Source organism: Marinobacterium lutimaris, assembly GCF_900108065.1.
GTDB classification, from domain to species: Bacteria; Pseudomonadota; Gammaproteobacteria; order Pseudomonadales; family Balneatricaceae; genus Marinobacterium_D; species Marinobacterium_D lutimaris.
Window position 1 is genome coordinate 1,501,429 of the sequence record NZ_FNVQ01000001.1, and the last position, 20,266, is coordinate 1,521,694.

The window sequence follows — 20,266 nt, forward strand, 5'->3', positions numbered from 1 at the left end:
CCCGTATAAAAACGGTCAGCATTAGCAGAATGGAGGTATGATTAAACCATAAATACAACAGAGTAATTTGCAAAGTATATTAAACTAACTCCTTTTTATTGAGTCATAAAACGTATCGAACATTAAATGCTTTAAAGCTTAACCTGTAACCTTCTCTGCCCAACCTACCGAGGGTAATTGTTCGACAGAGAGCATCGCAACCCGCTGCCACATCTTATCTTTCAGTGCTGTTGCAACGCCGATGCCTTGCCAGGTTCCAAGGCCCTTAATCCAGGTGCCTGAATGAGCTTGAAAGCCTTATGAGCTAGGGACTCCACGCTTGGGCGTGTCTGTTCCACAGGAGTTAGTAGAGAAAAAATCTAGTTTTATTTATCCAGCCATCAATGTCATGGCGCCAGCATCGTCACGCCTATACACGCCGAACGTTGAATATGGATAAACACTAAGATGCAGAACAACAGGTAAAGCCCGCGAATAGATAGCACGAATACCAATCCATTAAAGCTATCCAGGACGGGATATTAAAGCATATCGATAGACAGAAATAAGAGGCTATCGGTCGCGCACTAATGCGCACGGAGGGAATAAAAATGGCTAATCAAACTTTCGACTATATCATTATCGGCGCCGGCTCTGCCGGTTGTGTGATCGCTTATAACATCCTCACACAAACCAACAGCAGCGTACTGCTGCTGGAAGCCGGTGGTAGCGACAACAACCTGTTTATCAAAGCGCCAGGCGGTATGGCCAAGGTGATTCCGACCAAATCCTGGCCTTATATGGCTGAACCGGAAACCTACACCCAGAACCGTAATATGGATGTGCTGCAAGGCCGCGTGCTCGGCGGCGGTTCATCGATCAACGGCATGGTGTACGTGCGCGGCCAACGCTCTGACTACGATGCCTGGGAAAACGATTTTGGCGCCACCGGCTGGAACGGCGACTCCATGCTGCACTACTTCATCAAGGCGGAAAACAACGAAGCCATGGGCAACAGATACCATGGCGATCACGGCCAGCTGTATGTCTCTGAAAACCGCTACCGCCACCCCATGAGCGATGCCTTCGTCCGCGCGGGTCAGCAGGCCGGTTATGAATATATCGTCGACCACAACGGCGCCCGCATGGAAGGCGTAGGCTTCTACCAGACCACTACCCACAACGGTGAACGCGCCTCTACCGCCCGCACCTACCTCAAACAGGTGCGCGACCATAAAAACCTGAAGCTGCAACTCAATGCAATGGTCAGCCGTGTCGAGATCGAGAACGGCCGCGCCAAAGGCGTGACCTACAAGGTACATGGCCATGAGGTCACCGCCAACGCCCGTAAAGAGGTGATCGTATCCGCCGGTGCCATCGGTTCCGCCAAAGTGCTGCAGCTCTCCGGCGTTGGCCCTGCCGATGTACTTGCCCGTGCCGGTGTAAAACAGATAGCCGAACTGCCGGTGGGCAAAAACTTTCACGATCACCTGCACATGTCGGTTAACGCTACCATCAAGGAGCCGATCTCTCTCTATGGCCAGGACAAAGGCCTGAAAGCACTGCGCCATGGCATCGAATGGGTATTCATGCGCTCCGGTGTGCTCACCTCGCCGATCCTGGAAGCCTTTGCCTTTATCGACAGCACCGGCTCCGGTCGGCCGGACGTACAGTTCCACTTCCTGCCGATTCTGGATACCTGGGATGACCCGGACCTTAACCAGAAAGGCCAGACCCACGGTGTCACCATCAAAGCCGGCCATTTGCAGCCGAAGTCCCGTGGTGAAGTCGAGATTCGCTCGGCCAACCCGGAAGATCTGCCCAAAATCCGCGCCGCCTACCTGGAAAAAGAAGAGGACGTACAGGGCCAGATCCGCGCCACCAAACTGGCACTCAACTTCTTCGCCCAACCGGCACTGGCCGACCATGTGGTCGAGATCTTTAACCCCAACTGCGCCGCCGATGACGAAGCCGCTCTTGAAGACTATGTCCGTCGCGTCTCACGCACCGTTTACCACCCGGTCGGCACCTGCCGCATCGGACAGAGCCCGACCGACTCGGTCGTCGATCCAGAACTGAAGGTTCACGGTATCGAAGGCCTGCGCGTGGCCGACAGTTCGGTCATGCCTCACATCCCATCAGGCAACACCAACGCCCCAACCATAGCCATCGCCGAGAAAGCCAGTGACCTGATTCTGGGCATCTCCGACGCTGTTAAAGCGGCTAGTTAATTGGATTCAACAAAAGGAAATAACATCATGGCTACTGTAGAACTACTTCCTGAAGTAAAAGCATTTCTTGCACGTCAGCAAGGTCATTTCATCAACGGCCGCTCAGTACCCGGCTCCGCCGATGACCGCGAAGAGATCCGCAACCCCGCCAACGGCGAGCTGATCGGCACCGTGGCCCGCGCCACCCAGGATGAAGTGGAGGAAGCGATCGCTACCTCTTACGCCGCTTTCAAAGGCGCCTGGGCCGATACCACACCGGCACAGAAAGAGCGCATTCTGCTTCGCTTTGCCGATCTGATCGAAGAACACGGCGAAGAGATCGCCCAGCTGGAAACCCTGCAATCCGGCAAACTGCTGAGTCTGTCGCGCATGATCGAAGTCGGCTGGGCGGCACAGTTCCTGCGCTACTACGCAGGCTGGGCCACCAAGGTATCGGGCCAGACCCTGACCCCATCGGTACCTTCCGCCAACGGCGAGCGCTACACCGCCATGACCCTGCGTGAACCGCTGGGCGTGGTATTCGGCATCATCCCCTGGAACTTCCCGGTCATGATTCCGATCTGGAAACTGGGCGCCGCACTGGCAACCGGTAACACCGCGCTGCTGAAGTCCGCCTCCCCCACTCCCTATTCACTGCTGCGCGTGGCAGAGCTGGGTAAAGAAGCCGGCCTGCCCGACGGCGTGCTCAACGTGATCAACGGCCCGGGCAAACTGGGCGACCAGATCATCCCCGATAGCCGTATCGCCAAGGTGTCGCTGACCGGCTCCGTGCGCACCGGTCATATCATTGCCGACGAAGCGATGAAGGCAAACCTCAAACACGTCACCCTGGAACTCGGCGGTAAAAATGCTGCGGGCTTCCTGCCGGATATGAGCGTCGAAGAGATCGTGAACGGCATGTTTGAAGCGGGCTTTATGCATACCGGCCAGATCTGTGCGTCTGCCGAGCGCTTCCTTGTTCACTCCAGCCAGATCGATGAGGTGGAGGCTGCCATCCGCGCCCGCCTTGAGGGTATCGAGGCCGGTGATCCCATGGATGAAAATGCCGCTTTCGGCCCCGTTGCCACTGAAGACCAGTACAACAAAGTGATTCAGGCATTTGAAACCGCCACCAAAGAGGGCGACCGCTTTGTGGTCGGTGGCGAAACCTATAACCGTCCGGGCTTCTTCGTGAAGCCGACCGTGATCCGCCCGAAATCCCTCGAAAGCACCTCATGGCGTGAAGAGGTGTTCGGCCCGGTAGCCACACTGGTGAGCTATGAAACCCAAGAGGAGATGGTGCGTGAAATGAACGACACCCCCTATGGCCTCACCGCCTCTGTCTGGACCCACGACCTGTCCAAAGCACTGCGTCTGGTGCCTCAGGTGGAAGCCGGTACCGTATGGGTGAACATGCACACCATCGTTGATCCGGGCGTACCCTTCGGTGGCGCCAAAGGGTCAGGTATCGGCCGCGAGTATGGTTCTGCATTTATAGAGGATTACACCGAGCTAAAATCGGTGATGATCCGCTACTAAAAAGCCATATTTAGCGCAGTTCCGTCACCCAGGGAGCAGCGGCGTGGATCATCCCTCCATAGCGCCCCCTGTTCCCACAAACAGCGCCCCGACCTTTACTGGTCCGGGGCGCACAACAGCGGCTTTTTTAAACACAGCAAAGCAACATCCTTTCAACGGCAAGCTGCTCTGGGAACAGATAACGTACCACCACGAAATCAAAGCGGTGCAAACCAGGCGCTCAGGCATCACCCACGTTTAGCCCCTGCAAGACTTATTTGATTTGCATTTCAAACCAGTTTGCCAATAATTGCGCCATGACCACTATGACTACTCCCCGTGCCCGTTTTGGCCTTCAATTCTCGCTGATCGCCCGCCAATGGCGCCGCGTGATGCAAACACACCTGGCGTCCATCGGCCTGACCGATACCACCTGGGTCCCCCTGGTACACCTGAGCGAATGCGAAGATGGCATCACCCTGAAAGATTTGGCGTTACGGGTGGGGGTGGGCGGCTCCAGCCTGGTTCGTATCATCGACTCGCTGGAACGTGATGGGCTAATAGAACGCAAACGCGATGCCGCCGATGGCCGCGCCAAACAGATCGTTCTGACACCGGCCGGGCAAAGCCGCGTTGACTGCATCCGTAACGAGCTCAGCCGCTTTGAGGAAACCCTGCTAATCGACCTGAGCGATGAAGAGCTGGAGGCAATGGCCGGTGCATTTGAGCGCCTGCAGAAGCGTCTTGATGCGTATGAGAGCAATGCGGGGGCAGAGGCTTCGACCTGATCCGAGCTAATCCTGCTCTCTGACCGTGTAATGCCGCTCTACGTTGGTGGTGATCGCGCCCCAGGCCGATTGCCTTACACGCTGCTGATGTAATTCAAATGCAGACTGGTCGACAAACTCCTCATAAACATTGAAAACGTTCGGGGCGCCGGGCTTCTGTGTCACCTGAAACAACAGGCACCCCTCCTCTTCGTGAGTTAACGCTATATGGGTTGGGAGCTCTGCGGATACGGCTTCGAGATCATCATCTGGAACGACGATATAACCCTCGAGGATTATTTTGGACATGCGGTTTCTCAATAATTTCAAATACGTAAGGTGCTGGCCACCAGGTTACAGCGATACGGATATAAGAATATCTCTAGTGCTTAGCTAATGCCCGTGTTCGGTATTAGCCCGGCGTTGGCGCTCCCGTTCCTTCATCTCCTCCAGGCGCTCTTCGAGAGAGTTCAGCCCAAGCCGTGCACGGCGCTCATTAACGCCGGCGGCATCCTCGATAGGAAACGGCGTCGGCCAGCCCTCATCATCAATATCAAACTGGGTGCCGTAATACTGCGGCTTACCAGCTAGCGTACATACCCGATCCTGAAGGAACGCCAGTTGCCAGCCCGCGACATCGGACCGCCCAACAGCGGCTTCCAGCAAGCCGACACACTCCGCCATAAACTCAGGGTCTGAAACAGAATGCTGAGCCACCAGCCATGCCGCTTTGGCGCCCTCTTCACCCACTAACGAAATGCCGGGCCAGCCGTGCGCGCTGATCATCTCTTTCAGTCGGGAGGTATTGGCCTGGTGCAGGGCTTTTATCCGGGGATGATAAGCATCGGAGGGCAGCTCACCGGAGTCGAAAAGCTGCTGCAATAACTGCTGGTCTTCGGTCATCATGCTGATGAGTTCATCTGCGAGGCTTTGACTCATGGATTCCTTTTCCTGCTAACACCCTGATTGCCTTTCACTTCTACGCCAATAACCACCCAATCTATCGTGCCAGCGGGAAAGCTGATGGCAACCGCGACCTACAGGGCTAGATTGGCAATGCCCTGATGGGTTTCAAAGCCGGCCGTATACCGAGTTTTGATGGGCTAGGTGCTGCGCCAGGTTCAGGGCTAACCAGGGTTCATCCTTGGTTCTTTTGAGGGCTTTACCCTATCTATTGGTAAAACCATCGTAGCGAGCGTGGGACGAAAAAGCAGTAAGCGATTGAAATAACCAGAGTTGTTATTGGCTATACCGGCTGCTTTGCACAGCCGATATAGCAACAGGCCAGCCTTTACTAAATACCCGGCATATCGATGTAGCCCGGCAGCTGCTTGATACGCCCAATCCAGGCCTGAATGGCCGGATATTCGTCCAGCGTTACGCCACCCTCCCAACCCAGCGCCACATAAGGGAATACCGCCAGATCGGCAATCGTCGGGCGATCCAGAGCCAACCATTCATTGCGCTGCAGATGCTGCTCCAGCAACGGCAAAATGTGAGCACTGACGGCCAGAGCGCGCTCCTTATCCAGGGCTAAGCCGAATTTGTCGACCAGTCGCGCGGCATTGGGGCCGTTGAATATTTCGTTGGCAGCAGTCGACAGCCACTGCATCACCTCGCCTTGCTGGGCAGCGCCGTCCGGCCACCACTGGTGTCCACCGTATTGGCGCGCCAGGTACACCAGAATGGCTTGCGAATCGCGCAATACCACCTCGCCATCCACTAGCACCGGCAATTCGCCAAACGGGTTGAGGTCGATCACCGGTAAGCGTTTGTGAGCACCGTCAAGGAAGTCGACCGGCTCGATGTCGAGCTCCACACCAATCAGCGCCGCCAGCAGGCGCACCTTGTAGCAGTTACCGGAGAGTTCAAGATCGTAGAGTTTCATTTCAATACCTTTGGGGTTTTATTGTTATCTAACGGTGGTTAAATCCGCACCGGCTCGGGAAATCAACGGTCACGACTCAGGCACAGCCAACAGCTGATTGAATTCCAGCACGTTACGGTCAGGGTCGCGGATAAACAGAGTGATGCGTCGCGGGCCAATTGGATGAATACCTTCGGTAATGGCGATGCCCTGCTGATCAAGCCAATCTTTCATGGCGTGGAGGTCATCCACTACAAACGCGGCGTGAGTGACGCCGGGCAGTTTGACCGGCTCGTCGAGCAACGCATTACGCCCGCACCGCGCCTTGCTCGCATTGAAAATAAGATTAATGCGCACGCCGTCCGGCGATTCCATTTCATTGGCTTCATAGGCGCCAAAGCAGCGCACCTCTTCAAAGCCCAACTGCTGGTAAAACGCCACCGCAGTCTGGCGGTCGCTGACACGAATTCCGACATGGTCGAAGGCACGAATAGCTTGTGGGTTCACAACGGGCTCCAAAGTACGAGAAGACGCCCCCAGTAAACGCCTTTCGGACAGTGCAATAAATGTCGCTGGGCTGTAAGGTTTATTGAGTTTTTTGCACAAATACATTTTTACGGTGGGCAGACGGCGATGGATAAGCTCAAAGCCATGACAACCTTTGTGGCGATTGTGGATCACGGCAGCATGAGTGCAGCAGCAGAGCAGCTATCTCGCTCCCCCGCTGCGGTGGTGCGAAGCCTGGCCGAACTGGAAAAGCAGCTCGGCGTGCGCTTGCTAAATCGCAGTACCCGCAGACTGGCGCTGACCGATGAGGGACGTGACTACCTGCAACACTGCAGGCAGATTCTGGCAGACATCGATGCGGCCGAATTCCAGCTCGACAGCCGACGGGCCAACCCGGCAGGCAAGTTAGCGATCACCGCGCCGATCATGTTCGGTCGCTTGCATATTGCCCCGGTGCTGACCCAATGGCTGCAACAACACCCTTCCATGAGTGCCGAGCTGACCTTGCTCGATCGTACCGTCGATCTGATTGAGGAAGGCTTTGATCTGGCTTTGCGCATAGGATGGTTGGCCGACTCATCGCTGGTTGCCAAGCCTGTCGGGGCCGTGAAGTGGGTTCTGTGCGCGAGCCCGACGCTGCTTGAATCCCTGCAGCTGAAATATGGAGCGATTAAACAGCCCGATCAGTTAAGCCAGCTACCAACGCTTGGCTTTGCGGCCGCTGGCAACCAGTGGCAATTTAACGAACATGGCCGCGATCTAAGCGTGCCAGTTAATCCGCTATTCACCTGTAATCAGATCGATACCCTGCTCCAGGCCTGCCGCGATGGTCTTGGAATAATCCGGGTATTGTCGTATCAAGCGCAACGGGATTTTGAACGAGGCACCCTGGTCCCCCTGTTCCCCGACTTCGGCCCGGCGCCATTGCCGGTTCAATTCGTGATGCCGCACAACCGGCTGGTTTCACCCAGAGTGCGGAGCTTTTTGAGGAGCGCGACAGAGCCTCTGCAACAGCGCCTCACGACGGTAGAAACCACGCTATCTGCTTGCTCCATATCCCTGTAGTCCTGACGGCAGGTGAGCCTTGGCGATGTGAATACAACGGTGATTGACACCCATCTATTGAAGCAAGCTGCTCTGGGAGTGCGGAGTTCCCTTCTCATAAAAGGCCCTACAGCGGGAGCTGGCCCCTGTCTCCGCCTCAACTGTCGTTCTGTGCCTCAATAAGCGCGACCAGATCTTTGAAGCTAGTCGGTTTACCGAACAGGTAGCCCTGACCATAATGCACCCCTACATCGACCAGTGCCTTTTGCTGCCTGCTGGTTTCGATACCTTCGGCAACCACTTCCGCGCCTATTTTAGCGGCGATATCGACAATATGCGGGATCAACGTAGAACGCACCGAGCCCCCATCCATAGCGCTGATAAAGCTGCGATCAATCTTCAGGGTATTGCATTGAAAGTCCCGGATCTGGCTCAGGTTCGAATACCCGGTGCCGAAGTCATCGACCGCGACCTGGAAGCCATTCTCTGCCATGGTCACCAGCACGTCTGAGCTCTCCAGCGTGGAGAGGCGCTCATTCTCGGTCACTTCAAGCACATACTGAATGCCCTCCCGTTGTAGCTCACTGCTGGAGAGCAACTCCAGTATGCGGGCATTCTCGATATCCTGGGCGAAGAAGTTGATATTGATCTTGAACGGCTTCGGCAATATAGCGATTGACCCCACATCATCCAGCATTCGGTTGATGATCAGCTGCGTAAAGGGCCAGGTTTTGTTTCTGGAATGAATCACCGGAATAAACAGATCGGGGCCTATATCGCCATTAGCATCCCGGAAACGGGCCAAAGCCTCACAGCCGATAATCTTGCCGCTGCGAAGCTCTACGATGGGTTGATAAAGGCAATGAAAGGCATCGGCATTAAGCCCACGCATGACCCGTGCCTCGGTGGAACGGTAACGGCGGATAAAGCTCGCAACGCCTAACGCGCTGAACAGCGCCAATAAAAACGAAACGGCCACCCAGCCCACCAGAGCCTGGTAATACTGCCGGTGGAAAAACAGATTGGTCGCAGTAATCGTGATACAGAACGGCAGGGTCTTTATGCAGTCGTGTACTTTGAATGCTTTACCCAGTCTGCGCGCAGGCCCTGCAGCAACGAGACTGTCTTCCAGACGACTGGTTACTCCGTCCGCCACATCGAGACGCCAGGCGGTATCCAGAGTAACCAGTTTCTCAAGAAAATCACGATGGATAACCCCGCTGAAGCTACCGGACTGGATAACCATCGCCTGAAGCTCTTTATCGGTCAGCCGGATCGGCACATCTATCCAGACCGAAGCGCCACTGTCGGTAATAAAATCCGGCTCTTCAATCTTTACGGCCTGCTCCAGCCGCCCCAACGCGGCGCTGCAGATCAGATACCCCTCTTTTACAAAACTGACGCCCTTGATGTTGGCTGAGACAAACATCGCCTGGCGCATCTCAAGCAGCGTATCGGCATCGCAATCCTGACTGCGGCCGGCATCGAGTGCATTAAGCGTATCGAGTGTCGACAGTACATCGTCGGCGACCACTTCGATCTGATTCAGACTGGCGCTAGCCTGACGCTGAAGAGAAGCCTCAAAGTCCCCTTTTAACAGGATGTAGCTGGTGAAATAGGTCGACAGGCCCACAAGTACGCTGATGAAAATCACGCAGACCTTGTCAAATACTCCGTTTGCAGTGCTGTTCACCCTAGGCCCCTACTCAGACACTTTCCGTGTGGTTATCCGCTAACCCGAATGCAATCCACCGCACTTTGGGATCAGCTGCCTTTCGATAATCCTGTTCTTATATCTTTGCGTTAAGGGTCCTGTAGCTCAATCCAGCCCAGCGCTGAACCACCAGGGAGCCCTGCGCCTTAGCCTTTAATAGATCGCATGTTCTCGGGAGCAACATTTCCATCACGCTCCCAGATTATAGATCGCCAGGGGGGCACAGATGACCGAGTGACGGGAATGAACTCGCTGGCCGCAGCGAGCCGCGGCTGGCTCACTTTTTGGGCGGAGGTGCTCTGGCTATCTGAGGCAGCCACTGAGCGAAGATAACAGCCTGTGGCTATGCGTTATTACTGCACCGCCGCCGATTGATAAGATACAAGACTAAGCTGAAGAACGCCCCGCCTGCGACACAGACAACCGCAAACCAACCGACCCACAACATGAACAAATAAAGCCAGTCCACCGAACCATCACTGTGGAGTTCACATTGAACGTTGTGTTGCCAGCCGATGTAACTCATTAGCAAACCAACTAATGCTCCAACTACACTGCTGGTTTTAAGGGCCGTTGCTATCGTTTTCATGTCAATGTGGGTACATTAGGCCTGTAACACTTGACCGGAAAAGCGTAGTTTTTTTGGGTCAAGTGCTTACGTTTTTTATGCCTATTTCTTTAAGTTCATGTATTTTTTACATACCCACTTGAATTGTTCTGTAGGAATGTATTCCGCATGTTGAGGAATGGGTTGGTCCTCTGTTCCTTCACCTATAAATAGCAAAGGAGATGTATCCTTTGGAATCCCAAAAATTTTGTAAAATGTAGATATATAAGAATTACACGATATTAGATCTTCAGCGTGTAGATCAATATATTTAACCAGTAATTTTTTAAGGATACCGAAATAAATATCTACAAGAGGAATGATATCTATATTTTCACCCTGATTTTCTATTTCCGCCCTTAATTTTCTCCAATTAAAATCATCTTCCAAAAGGCTATTTCGAGACACATACACAGATAATTCAATAGACTTATCGTTTGTGAGCATATTATCTATTAAAACATTATGCCCTGATATAGGAAGACCATAATGCTGAGAGTAATTCCGTAGATCGTACATAAATCGATAGGCAAAACTCTCTTCATGCATACTTCGTCTATACTCATTCCATGAAGCTAGCTCACTAGATTTTTTACCAAATACTTTTTTAATAAGCACTTCACTATTAGTTAAATATAAACTAGCAGAAGCTAGAAAGTTACTAACTCTCTGAGCAAAAATCACCATAGCATCAAGTGATTCATCAACAACTATAGGACTAGGTGCTTTCACACTTTTTAGGTCTTCGATATGCTCTTCAACTGAAGATTTAATTTCATGAATATTATTTTGAACAATCTCGAAAGAAGTAATAGCTGGTTTTATTTTATTTATTACGTCTGTTATATGGTTCAACTCAGCATAGCATTCATCATCGAAGTCTTGGCTGTGAATGGAAATATCAAAACCGCCATTTTCCCCTTCTTTAAAAAAGCCTACTCTTCGACGAATACTTGAACTCACGATGATACTTTCTCCATATAAGCATAACAGCCTGTTAAAGGGGCATCGTGCTCGACGGATGCCAGCTCCAGGGGATACAACGTTTTCAAAAATTTCATGGATAAGGTGTTACACATGGCAAGATCCCCTTTTCTTCAATCCGTCGAAAATTATATGCGGGTACACCGTTACAGCCGGCGGACCATTGATTCCTACCTGTACTGGATCAAATTTTTCATTCTGTTCTGGAACAAACGGCATCCGTCCGAGCTTGGTGATGCTGAGATCGAGGGTTTTCTTACCTTTCTCGCGACGGAGCGCAACGTATCGGCGGGCAGCTAAGCATTGGCGTTGAATGCGATCGTATTCCTGTAAACCAAATTTCTGAAACAAACGGTAGGCGACGTCTCCGGCTTCAGCAGGTCTCAACGACAACCTAAACTGCCAGTCGTTTTGACACATAACGAGGTGAGTGCATTGCTCTCGACGCTCAGCGGACACCACTACCTTATGGCCGCTTTGCTTTACGGATCTGGGTTGCGGCGTATCGAACTTATTCGCCTTAGAGTGAAAGATGTCGATTTTAGCTTTTGACAGATTACGCGGCAGATTCGAGTGAACTACGGCAAAGGCGGCAAGCACCGACTTGCAACCTTGGCTGATGAACTCCCTGAACCTTTGAATAGCCAGGTAAAGAAAGTTAAAGCCTTCCTGGGGATGGATAAAGCTGCCGATGGGTATTCCGGCGTATGGTTGCCAGATGCACTGGCCCGGAAATATCCAAGCGCACCTTTTGAGCTTGGTTGGCACTATCTCTTCCCTGCCTCTCGCTTGAGTATCGATCCTGAAAGCGGCTGTTTACGGCGACATCACTTTGACGAGCATAACCTTAATAAAATTGTGAAGAAAGCGGCCAGGGAATCCGGCATCAGGAAGAATGTCTCCTGTCATACCCTAAGACATTCATTTGCGACTCACCTGCTGGAGTCGGGAGTAGATATCCGAAGTGTCCAACAGCAACTCGGCCATGCCGATGTAAAGACCACAGAGATATACACCCATGTATTAAAGCAAGGCACTCAGGGTGTGAGGAGTCCACTGAGTGGACTGACCCGGCAAAGGGAAAACTAAGAACGCCCTCGCTTTCGCCTGGTAACCAACAGCATCAACTTCTCAGACACGCTCATGCAACGGCAAAATCCATAGGCTCAATACCATCAAGATCGACGGTATTACGCGCCACCCAAAGATCATACTTATCCTGCATGGCGAGCCAGCTTTCCGGCGTACGGCCAAGCACTTTAGAGAGGCGCAGCGCCATTTCCGGGCTGATGCCGCTGGTGGCTTTCAGCACACGCGTCAGCGTTGAGGGCGAGACGCCCAGCTTTTTCGCCAGCTGCCTTGCGCTGATCGCGTAAGGTTCCATGTAAACATCATGGATGAACTCACCGGGGTGTGGCGGATTATGCATGGTCATCAGTGATAATCCTCGTAATCAAGAATGTAGGCATTCCCATCGCGAAACTCGAAGGTGAGACGCCAGTTGCCATTGATCCATATGGACCAACGGTCTTTGTCTTTTCCCTTCAGCGGATGGAATCGGAAGCTTGGGATATCCATATCATCGATGGTCATGGCCGTATCCAAAGCCGCCAGTTGCATGCGCAGTTTACGAGCATGATCTGCCCGGATTCCCGCTGTGCTTCCCGATAAATAAAACCGCTTCAGTCCTTTGTGGCGGAATGATTTAATCATAAGGCCCAGTGTAGACCGTTGCGCACTGTGCAACAACCTTGGCGCTGAATGACGTGATCGGGGCAAACAAAAACGCCGCCCCACAAATGTGGCGCGGCGTTCAGAATCAGCTAAGGCTGATCGTACAGGACTTACTCGAAAGAGACCGGACGGTCGCCCTCTTCGTCCTTGATGCGGGTTGGCAGGCCGATTTTGTTCAGGATGTTGATGAACGGACGCGGGTCCAGTTCTTCAACGTTGACCATGGTCTTGGCATCCCACTCGCCGGTAGCGACGAGCATGGCGGCAGCGACCGGCGGTACGCCTGCGGTGTAGGAGATGCCCTGGCTGCCCACTTCGTTGTAGGCTTCCTTGTGGTCTGCAACGTTGTAGATGAAGACCTCTTTCTCCTTGCCGTCTTTGGTGCCCTTGACGAAGTCACCGATGCAGGTTTTGCCGGTGTAGTTCGGCGCCAGTGAAGACGGGTCCGGCAGTACGGCCTTGACCACTTTCAGCGGTACCACTTCCTGACCTTCTGCGGTCATGACCGGCTGCTCGGAGAGCAGGCCCAGGCTCTGCAGAACGGTGAAGACGTTGATGTAGTGCTCGCCAAAGCCCATCCAGAAGCGCACGTTAGCCACGCCCAGGTTCTGGGACAGGGAGTGAACTTCATCGTGGCCGCTCATGTAGGTGGTCTGCGAACCCACCACCGGCAGATCATCGGTACGGCTGACTTCGAACATCTTGTTGGACTGCCAGGCGTTGTTCTGCCAGGAGTAAACAGTGCCGGTGAACTCGCGGAAGTTGATCTCCGGATCGAAGTTGGTGGCGAAGTACTTGCCGTGGTTACCGGCGTTCACGTCGACGATATCGACGGACTCAACGGTATCGAGCATATCGCAGCCGAGGCGCGCATAGGCGTTAACCACACCCGGGTCGAAGCCGACGCCGAGGATCGCGGTCAGGCCCTTGGCCTTGAACTCGTCGCGACGCTTCCACTCGTAGTTGGCGTACCAGGGCGGCTGCTCGCAGATCTTGTCCGGCTCTTCGTGGATCGCGGTATCCAGGTAGGCCACTTCCGCTTCGAGACAGGCGCTCATTACGGACATGTTAAGGAACGCGGTTCCCACGTTGATAACAATCTCGGAACCGGTTTCGCGGATCAACTCGACCGTGGCGTTCACATCCAGGGCATTCAGTTCGTGAGCGGTCAGCTGACCATCCACTTTCATGGCGCCCTTTTCTTTGACACTGGCCACAATCTCTTCGCACTTGGAAAGTGTGCGCGATGCGATTGCGATATTACCCAGTACGTCGTTGTTCTGGGCACACTTGTGCGCCACAACCTGTGCGACGCCCCCTGCCCCGATAATCAACACGTTTTTGCTCATCGCGTTCCTCAACTTCTTTTATCGCTGGGTGAATCCTCAAGAGAGGTTTTTTACAAAATCCTGATAGTCAAAATCCCGCACCAGGCGTTCGCTGCCATCGAGCTCACGCACGGCGATGGCCGGCATCTTGACTCCGTTAAACCAGTTTTTCTTTACCATCGTGTAACCGGCGGCATCTTTAAAAGAGAGCCGATCCCCGATCTTGAGTTCATTCGGGAAGTTAAATTCGCCGAAAATATCGCCTGCCAGGCAGGACTTGCCGCACACTTCATAGGTGTGCGGACCTTCGTTCGGTTCCATCTTCGCTGTTTCGCGGTAGATCAGCAGATCGAGCATATGTGCTTCGATCGATGCATCGACCACCGCCAGGTTCTTGCCGTTGAACAGGGTGTCCAATACCGTGACTTCCAGTGAGGTGGTCTTGGTGATGGCCGCTTCGCCCGGCTCCAGGTAAACCTGCACGCCGTAGGTTTCAGAGAAGCTACGCAGACGGTCGCAGAACTGATCAACCGGATAGCCTTCACCGGTAAAGTGGATGCCGCCACCGAGGCTGACCCAGTCCACTTTATGGATCAGATGGCCGAAGCGCTCTTCGATCTGGCAGAGCATCTCGTCAAAACGCTCGAAGCTGTCGTTCTCACAGTTGTTGTGGAACATGAAGCCGGAGACCTTATCGATCACTGTTTCGATCTTCTCCGGGTCCCACTCGCCCAGACGGCTGAACGGGCGCGCAGGGTCAGCGATGATAAAGTCGGAGGTGCTCACCTTCGGGTTAACGCGCAGACCTCGGATCACGCTTTCAGACTGGTCGCTGAAACGTTCCAGCTGGCTGATGGAGTTGAAGATGATCTTGTCGCAGTTGGCGATCACCTCTTCAATTTCTTCATCGGAGTACGCCACGCTGTAGGCGTGAGTCTCGCCGGCGAACTTCTCGCGGCCCAGCTTCACCTCGAACAGGGAAGACGAAGTGGTGCCGTCCATGTACTCCTGCATCAGGTCGAACACAGACCAGGTGGCAAAGCATTTGAGCGCCAGCAGGGCCTTGGCTCCGGAGCGCTCACGCACGTAGGCGATCTTCTCCATGTTGGCTTTGAGGCTGGCCTTGTCGATCAGGTAGTAAGGTGTCTTAAGCATCTCGATCCGGGCTGAAAATTAAAAGTCGTGCATTGTAGTGAAGCGGCACAGCGGGGGCCATTCCCCGGGCGGCAAAAATAGTATTTTTTGCGTTTTTTTCCTGTACCGGCCCCTTATCTTAGCCGATCCAGGCCGGTATTGATGTGACAGAGCCGCTTAGTCGGGAAAATCTAATCGGTCAGTGGCTTCGAAACCTGGATGATCGCCTCGATAAATCGCCGCTCGATCAGCTCCTGTTTACGCCGGTTTCCCTGACTGCATGAGGTGAACGGCCCGAAGCGGCCGATGGCTCTGCCGCCGCTACTGGCGATGGGCGCAAGGCCCGCAGAACGTTCGGGGAGCGATTTCAGCCCGCGGCCAGCAACACCGGCCAGCAGGTTGTTTGACAAGACTTTCCCGTTAGCGGCCAATACTTTGGCCGGGTGCGTAGCTGAGGTTCGCGGGCGGGATGATATCCAGCCCAGGGCGATTAGATTCGGGTGGGAATTACTGCGCTGACAGCCATCGACGCTGATTCGGCCCTTTTCCGTCATTTGCAGCCCGGCAGTTTCCAGCCAGGGCGGCAATGCGGGGGTATCGACGATAATCAGACCGTCTGGGCTGAGCAGCTGACCATCGCTCAGGCGCAGTTGGTTGTTTTCCAGCCGCACCGAAGTTTGCTGCAGTTTGATCCCGGCCTGCTCAAGCTCACGTACTGCTCGCTGGCGGATACCGGATGGGTACTGCGCCAGCAGGGTTTGCTGACCGGTGTACAGGCTTATATTCAGGGACGCACTGGATTGAGACTCACGAATCGCCAGCGCCAACTCTACCACTCTCGGGCCACTACCGACCAACGCCAGCTCTGCGCCTGGCTTTTTGCCGAATGACTTTTCAGCCAGGGATTCGCTGAGGTTTTTCCAGCCACGCAGAAAGCGCTCGCCGGTTTCATAGCGCAGCAGGTTATCGGCCCCAATATCGATATCGGTCAGATCTTCGCCGAGATCCAGAGAGAGCCACTCGTAGCCCACCTCGGTATCGTCATCGAGCACCAGGGCGTTATTTTCAAGATCCAGCAGTACCGGCGTCTGTTCGATAAAGCGGATACCGGCGCGCTGCGCCAGGTTGCGCAGATCAATGCGGCACTGCTCCTTGCTGTATTGGCCGGAGATCACACCGGCGATCAGCCCCGGCGGATAGAACCAGCGCGATGGCGATACCCAGGCCGCATCGGGGCAGACTTTTTCACCCTCGATCATCGCCGCCAGCGCATACAGCTGAGCGTAACCGGCACCCACCAGCAGCAGTTGATGCGGGCTACCCGGGCGCTTGGTGGGCTTGATGGCGAGCTTTCTCACAGGCATGGCGTGGCTCCTGAAATAGACTTCGGCTCTATTTACGCACATTCAACCCGGTTACGCCCGCTGTGTTTGGCCTTGTAGAGCGCCCCATCGGCACGCCGCAACAGGTCGCTGGCATCACGCTCATTCTGCTTGAGTTCACAGATCCCCACGGACAGTGTCATGGAGATCTCATCCCCCGCCTCAGAGCGGGTCGTAGAATTTTCAACCTGTTCGCGCAGACGCTCCGCCAGAATACGGGCGCCTTCGATATCGGTATCCGGCAGCAGCACAGCGAGTTCCTCACCGCCGATGCGGCCCAGCACGTCGGTCTCACGCAAACACTGGCGCGCCAGCTCCGACACATGCTGCAGCACCCGGTCGCCGGCATCGTGACCGTAGGTATCGTTGATCTGCTTGAAGTGATCGAAGTCGATCATCATCACCGCACTGTTGGCGCCGCTACGGTGCAAACGCGCAATCTCGGCAGAGATCGCCGCCATCAGCGCCCGGCGATTCAGCAGGCCGGTCAGCTCATCAACGGTGGCGAGACGCGCCAGCCGCTCCTCCATTTTTTTACGCTCGGTGATATCGCGGAACACGGTCACCACGCCGGCGATGTGTCCATCCTCTATCATCGGCCGGCTGGTGACGACAACCGGGAAGCCACTGCCATCCCTATGCATAAACCATTCGTCGCCCTCGTAGGGCACGCCGGTTTGCAGGGTTTTAAGAATCGGACAGGGCGCCCCCTTATCATCGGGGCCGTGCCGATGGATGAGCGAATGTATATCGCTGTTCAACAGCTCTTCAGGGCTATAACCGGTGAGCTGACAGGCGCTGCGGTTGACGTAGACCGACTCGCCTCTGTGGCCCAGAACGAAGATCCCCTCGCCCACCGCGGCGCTGATCGCGTCCATGCTGCGGTTGTTGCGTCGCAGACGGTTGTGCTGAAACGACAGCACCGCCAACAGAATGCTAATGACTGAAATCACCAGTAACCCAACGGTGAGATCATGACGGTAATCCTTTTCTACGCGGGCCAGCAGCGGCGCATCGCCGTAGGAAACCAGGTAAGCCGCCACCTGCTGATCCACATCAAACACCGGCACAAACGCGGCTTTATAGACGCGACCGTCCAGGCTGAGCGAAAGACTGAACGCTTTTTCACTCGCCAGCCCCTCTGTAAGCCCCTCGGCTTCGGCAAATAGCGGCGCCAATCGATCTCGTGGAATCGGCGTACCGGTAGTCGAGCCTTTGGCGGTTTCATCGATCACCAGGTAATTCGGTAACAGCTGGGACTGAAGCAGTGGCTGCCGCTCCCGGTAGCGGTTCAATGTCACCGACTCGACGGGGTTGGCGCGCAGCAGAAACTGGTAGGAGTTGCCGGGTTCGATCTCGGTCAGCTGCTCACGAACGCGCTGAAAGGAAACCGCCATTTCGACGGAGCCAATCAGCCGCTCATTGATAAACAGTGGCTGGATATGGCGGAAACCGATAAACAGCCGCCCCACCTCGAACACATCCATCGGCTGCCGGCTGTCGGCCAGTAATCTTAATGAAGGACGGTAAGGCAGCAGAAAGTCGTCGTGACGGTCCGGCGCATGAAAACGCAGGTAGCTGTAGCCATCCGGGGTATGAAACTGCAGATCGGTGAAGCCCTCTGACTGCAGGCGTTCGTAACTGGCGGTCAGGTCCGCATGCAACTGCGCACGCAGCAGATCACGCTTGTTACCCTCAGCCTTGATACCGGAATCCAGCAGGTATTTGATATTGTCGTTGTTGGCGGCTTCATTCAGAAATACCGACATCGCCGTGTCGAACCGCCCACGGCTATAGGTCAATGCCAGTTCACTCAGCGCTGTCGTCTGAGCGAGGTACTGCTTTACCGTCGTGTCCCTGACCTCACGCAGATGCGCGTAAGCCATCAGGGCAAAAACGACCGGCACCAGCAGGTAAACGAAACGCCGCATCATCTGAACCTGAAATATAAAGGTATCCTAATGAAGTGTAGCTCCGCGCCTCCGCGCGGCACAGCATTTCGTCTACTATTTAAGTCAAAAGAACTCCAACTCACGCATCTTTTAATCTACCTCAGCGCCGAGCGCCATTTTGAACGGGGTCGCCACATCGATCTTGGCGCCAAAGCGCGCCGCCATCAAATAAAGACCGGCCATTTTTCGGTGCAGGAAGAGCACATCCGGCGGTGGTGTGTGCCAATCCTCCGGGTCTTTGCTCACGGACATACCGCGGCTGTGAATACGGCGGGCCAGATCAGAAGCACCAAAATCGTAGGGGCCGCTCTGGCGCAGCGGCTCTGCCGCCATCAGGAAGATATCCAGCACCACATCGCGGTTGGCCACATCCGCTCCGCTGCGGAAAAAGCCCAGCACCTCCAGCGCATGGGCCAGTTGCTGGCGGTCATTATCGGCAGCAGCATTGAGCGCAGCGCCATAGCGGCCGACAAAATCGGCAGAGAAGTGACGCACGGCGCCGAAGTCCAGTAACACCAGCCTGTCTTCGGCCCGGTTGTAAAGATAGTTGGCAGGATTGGGGTCGGTCTGTACCGCATGGAACTGGAACAGCTCAGCGAAGAACAGCTCCATCAGCAAAGACAGCACCCGGTTAGCCAGGTCAGGACGAACCGTCAAAATCTGCTCCAGCGGTTCTCCATCCAGATAATCCATCGCCAGAATACGGTCCGTGGAAAGCGCCTGGTGAAAGCCCGGGATCGCCAGCTCATCCCGACGCGCAAAGCCGGTCAGCAGATTGCGATAGTGCTCCAACTGGGTGCCTTCATGCCGGTAATCGGCCTCCTGCTTCAGTTGGTATCGCGCTTCATCGATCAGCGGCTCTATATCCTGGCTGCGCGGCAGCAGACCGGCCATACGCAGCAGCGAGCAGACGTTGGCGATATCGCTGTCGATGCTTTCGCGAACGCCCGGATACTGAATCTTGATTGCCAGCCGCTCGCCATCGTGACTCAGCGCTTCGTGTACCTGACCAATGGAAGCGGCAGCCACCGGCTCGAAAGAAAACCGCGCCAGCTTGCGATCCCACTCTTCGCCCCAGTTGCTCTCAAGCACTGACACCAGCTGTGCCGACGGCATGATCACCGCATCCTGACGCAGTCGGTCCAGGATAGACGAGAGCTCCCGAGGCAACACCGTGCCCGCATCCATGGAGATCAGCTGCCCCACTTTCATGGCGGCACCGCGCATGGTCGCCAGTTTGTCCGCGACCTGGGTAAGGTTGCGCGGCGTCAGCAGCAGATCATTGATCGCCGGCCGTTTACCCTGCGCCAGGTGACGGCTGCCATCGGCCAGCACGTTGCCGGCGATACGACCGGCGAGGCCACCCAGACGAACCATCCGTGAGAAACGCCCCTGTGGAACGGCGGCTGATCGGCGTTGCGGCTTGTCGTTGGACATCTCTAATCCCTGAAAGAGTGTTTACTGATTGGCTGAAGTTATGGGCTTGATACGCAATAAAACGGGCGCTGGATTCTGCTTAATCCAGTTTCAGCGCCGCCC

The 20,266-nt window shown here is 54.8% G+C and carries 19 protein-coding genes; 6 read left to right on the forward strand and 13 right to left on the reverse strand.

Going from position 1 to position 20,266, the window contains the following annotated elements:
* Window positions 1-590: 590 nt before the first annotated feature.
* The 3 genes from C4S72_RS06685 (at window position 591) to C4S72_RS06695 (ending at window position 4,495) form a co-directional block, all read left to right on the forward strand.
* Entirely contained in the window at window positions 591-2,210 is a 1,620-nt protein-coding gene (locus C4S72_RS06685) for a GMC family oxidoreductase (RefSeq protein ID WP_104002249.1), read from the forward strand.
* A gap of 27 nt (window positions 2,211-2,237) precedes the next feature.
* Window positions 2,238-3,728, forward strand: a complete 1,491-nt coding sequence (locus C4S72_RS06690) for an aldehyde dehydrogenase family protein (RefSeq protein WP_104002250.1) — start codon at window positions 2,238-2,240, stop codon at window positions 3,726-3,728.
* A gap of 305 nt (window positions 3,729-4,033) precedes the next feature.
* Entirely contained in the window at window positions 4,034-4,495 is a 462-nt protein-coding gene (locus tag C4S72_RS06695; protein ID WP_200826680.1) for a MarR family winged helix-turn-helix transcriptional regulator, read from the forward strand.
* Window positions 4,496-4,501: 6 nt separating this feature from the next.
* Here the strand turns inward: C4S72_RS06695 and C4S72_RS06700 are convergent, their stop codons facing one another.
* The 4 genes from C4S72_RS06700 to C4S72_RS06715 form a co-directional block, all read right to left on the reverse strand.
* Complete coding sequence (locus tag C4S72_RS06700; protein ID WP_104002252.1) at window positions 4,502-4,783, reverse strand: putative quinol monooxygenase; 282 nt, start codon at window positions 4,781-4,783, stop codon at window positions 4,502-4,504.
* Window positions 4,784-4,867: 84 nt separating this feature from the next.
* A complete protein-coding gene (locus C4S72_RS06705; protein ID WP_104002253.1) occupies window positions 4,868-5,413 on the reverse strand; it encodes a DUF6624 domain-containing protein in 546 nt (181 codons plus the stop codon).
* 355 nt (window positions 5,414-5,768) lie between these two features.
* Window positions 5,769-6,362 carry a glutathione S-transferase family protein gene (locus C4S72_RS06710; RefSeq protein WP_104002254.1) on the reverse strand — a complete coding sequence of 198 codons (594 nt, stop codon included), beginning with the start codon at window positions 6,360-6,362 and terminating at the stop codon, window positions 5,769-5,771.
* 69 nt (window positions 6,363-6,431) lie between these two features.
* Window positions 6,432-6,848: a VOC family protein gene (locus C4S72_RS06715; RefSeq protein ID WP_235009064.1), complete on the reverse strand. Its 417-nt coding sequence runs from the start codon at window positions 6,846-6,848 to the stop codon at window positions 6,432-6,434.
* Between the two features lie 126 nt (window positions 6,849-6,974).
* Here C4S72_RS06715 and C4S72_RS06720 point away from each other — a divergent pair, with 126 nt between their 5' ends.
* Entirely contained in the window at window positions 6,975-7,913 is a 939-nt protein-coding gene (locus C4S72_RS06720; protein ID WP_104002256.1) for a LysR family transcriptional regulator, read from the forward strand.
* Between the two features lie 136 nt (window positions 7,914-8,049).
* Here C4S72_RS06720 and C4S72_RS06725 read toward each other — a convergent pair whose 3' ends face one another.
* Entirely contained in the window at window positions 8,050-9,585 is a 1,536-nt protein-coding gene (locus C4S72_RS06725) for an EAL domain-containing protein (protein WP_104002257.1), read from the reverse strand.
* 691 nt (window positions 9,586-10,276) lie between these two features.
* Window positions 10,277-11,176, reverse strand: a complete 900-nt coding sequence (locus tag C4S72_RS06730; protein WP_104002258.1) for a hypothetical protein — start codon at window positions 11,174-11,176, stop codon at window positions 10,277-10,279.
* Window positions 11,177-11,329: 153 nt separating this feature from the next.
* Here C4S72_RS06730 and C4S72_RS25990 point away from each other — a divergent pair, with 153 nt between their 5' ends.
* Together C4S72_RS25990 and C4S72_RS25995 are read left to right on the forward strand one after the other, a co-directional pair.
* Window positions 11,330-11,497, forward strand: coding sequence for a phage integrase N-terminal SAM-like domain-containing protein (locus C4S72_RS25990; RefSeq protein ID WP_235009112.1), 168 nt, complete (start codon window positions 11,330-11,332; stop codon window positions 11,495-11,497).
* 273 nt (window positions 11,498-11,770) lie between these two features.
* Complete coding sequence (locus tag C4S72_RS25995) at window positions 11,771-12,286, forward strand: tyrosine-type recombinase/integrase (protein ID WP_456085541.1); 516 nt, start codon at window positions 11,771-11,773, stop codon at window positions 12,284-12,286.
* 52 nt (window positions 12,287-12,338) lie between these two features.
* Here C4S72_RS25995 and C4S72_RS06740 read toward each other — a convergent pair whose 3' ends face one another.
* The 7 genes from C4S72_RS06740 to C4S72_RS06770 all read right to left on the reverse strand — a co-directional run bounded on the left by C4S72_RS06740 (window position 12,339) and on the right by C4S72_RS06770 (window position 20,164).
* Window positions 12,339-12,632 (reverse strand): HigA family addiction module antitoxin, encoded by a 294-nt coding sequence (locus C4S72_RS06740; protein WP_104002259.1) that lies wholly within the window; start codon window positions 12,630-12,632, stop codon window positions 12,339-12,341.
* A complete protein-coding gene (locus C4S72_RS06745; RefSeq protein ID WP_104002260.1) occupies window positions 12,632-12,910 on the reverse strand; it encodes a type II toxin-antitoxin system RelE/ParE family toxin in 279 nt (92 codons plus the stop codon). Before C4S72_RS06745 ends, C4S72_RS06740 begins: the two co-directional genes overlap by 1 nt.
* 131 nt (window positions 12,911-13,041) lie before the next feature.
* Entirely contained in the window at window positions 13,042-14,280 is a 1,239-nt protein-coding gene (locus tag C4S72_RS06750; RefSeq protein WP_104002261.1) for a saccharopine dehydrogenase family protein, read from the reverse strand.
* 36 nt (window positions 14,281-14,316) lie between these two features.
* A complete protein-coding gene (gene nspC, locus C4S72_RS06755) occupies window positions 14,317-15,414 on the reverse strand; it encodes a carboxynorspermidine decarboxylase (RefSeq protein WP_104002262.1) in 1,098 nt (365 codons plus the stop codon).
* Between the two features lie 170 nt (window positions 15,415-15,584).
* The gene (locus C4S72_RS06760; RefSeq protein WP_160115459.1) at window positions 15,585-16,757 is read right to left on the reverse strand and encodes an NAD(P)/FAD-dependent oxidoreductase; all 1,173 of its coding nucleotides are present in this window, start codon (window positions 16,755-16,757) and stop codon (window positions 15,585-15,587) included.
* Between the two features lie 32 nt (window positions 16,758-16,789).
* Window positions 16,790-18,706 (reverse strand): sensor domain-containing diguanylate cyclase, encoded by a 1,917-nt coding sequence (locus C4S72_RS06765; RefSeq protein ID WP_160115460.1) that lies wholly within the window; start codon window positions 18,704-18,706, stop codon window positions 16,790-16,792.
* A 111-nt stretch (window positions 18,707-18,817) separates the two neighbouring features.
* On the reverse strand, window positions 18,818-20,164 hold the full coding sequence (locus C4S72_RS06770) for an ABC1 kinase family protein (protein WP_104002265.1): 1,347 nt from the start codon (window positions 20,162-20,164) through the stop codon (window positions 18,818-18,820).
* Window positions 20,165-20,266 lie beyond the last annotated feature (102 nt).

Coding starts and splice junctions, on each gene's coding strand:
- C4S72_RS06690 (WP_104002250.1), top strand. CDS start 2,238: ATGGCTACTGTAGAACTACTTCCTGAAGTAAAAGCATTTCTTGCACGT.
- C4S72_RS06760 (WP_160115459.1), bottom strand. CDS start 16,757: ATGCCTGTGAGAAAGCTCGCCATCAAGCCCACCAAGCGCCCGGGTAGC.
- C4S72_RS06770 (WP_104002265.1), bottom strand. CDS start 20,164: ATGTCCAACGACAAGCCGCAACGCCGATCAGCCGCCGTTCCACAGGGG.
- C4S72_RS06685 (WP_104002249.1), top strand. CDS start 591: ATGGCTAATCAAACTTTCGACTATATCATTATCGGCGCCGGCTCTGCC.
- C4S72_RS06705 (WP_104002253.1), bottom strand. CDS start 5,413: ATGAGTCAAAGCCTCGCAGATGAACTCATCAGCATGATGACCGAAGAC.
- C4S72_RS06710 (WP_104002254.1), bottom strand. CDS start 6,362: ATGAAACTCTACGATCTTGAACTCTCCGGTAACTGCTACAAGGTGCGC.
- C4S72_RS06740 (WP_104002259.1), bottom strand. CDS start 12,632: ATGACCATGCATAATCCGCCACACCCCGGTGAGTTCATCCATGATGTT.
- C4S72_RS06765 (WP_160115460.1), bottom strand. CDS start 18,706: ATGCGGCGTTTCGTTTACCTGCTGGTGCCGGTCGTTTTTGCCCTGATG.
- C4S72_RS06695 (WP_200826680.1), top strand. CDS start 4,034: ATGACTACTCCCCGTGCCCGTTTTGGCCTTCAATTCTCGCTGATCGCC.
- C4S72_RS25990 (WP_235009112.1), top strand. CDS start 11,330: ATGCGGGTACACCGTTACAGCCGGCGGACCATTGATTCCTACCTGTAC.
- nspC (WP_104002262.1), bottom strand. CDS start 15,414: ATGCTTAAGACACCTTACTACCTGATCGACAAGGCCAGCCTCAAAGCC.
- C4S72_RS06745 (WP_104002260.1), bottom strand. CDS start 12,910: ATGATTAAATCATTCCGCCACAAAGGACTGAAGCGGTTTTATTTATCG.
- C4S72_RS06720 (WP_104002256.1), top strand. CDS start 6,975: ATGGATAAGCTCAAAGCCATGACAACCTTTGTGGCGATTGTGGATCAC.
- C4S72_RS06750 (WP_104002261.1), bottom strand. CDS start 14,280: ATGAGCAAAAACGTGTTGATTATCGGGGCAGGGGGCGTCGCACAGGTT.
- C4S72_RS06700 (WP_104002252.1), bottom strand. CDS start 4,783: ATGTCCAAAATAATCCTCGAGGGTTATATCGTCGTTCCAGATGATGAT.